This window comes from Vibrio sp. Sgm 5, from assembly GCF_026241575.1.
Taxonomy (GTDB): domain Bacteria; phylum Pseudomonadota; class Gammaproteobacteria; order Enterobacterales; family Vibrionaceae; genus Vibrio; species Vibrio jasicida.
On sequence record NZ_JAPHPY010000166.1, the window covers coordinates 1 to 242 of the forward strand.

1 protein-coding gene is annotated in these 242 nt (G+C 47.1%); it reads right to left on the reverse strand.

What is annotated here, in order from left to right; genetic code table 11:
* The coding region (locus OQJ86_RS26535; protein WP_265992373.1) for a hypothetical protein at positions 1–205 on the reverse strand (205 nt) is incomplete at its 3' end.
* Positions 206–242: the final 37 nt, after the last annotated feature.

Genomic DNA, 242 nt, shown 5'->3' on the forward strand with positions numbered 1-242 from the left:
TCGCACTTCCGTTACCAATAACAACCACCTGTTCTTGCAACTCGTAGCTACTATCGGGCATCGAAGCACCTAACTCCGTTTCAAGGTCGATGACGACTTCTTGATTCTCGGTGGTTGAAGCTGTGATTCTCGGTAGCGATGTCGATGCATATGTTGAAGCAGAAACAACACGAACATAAGACTCTGACTGTGCGCTACTGCTCATTGGAGAGACTCGGTATTGATACAGGCAATCTTGCGTT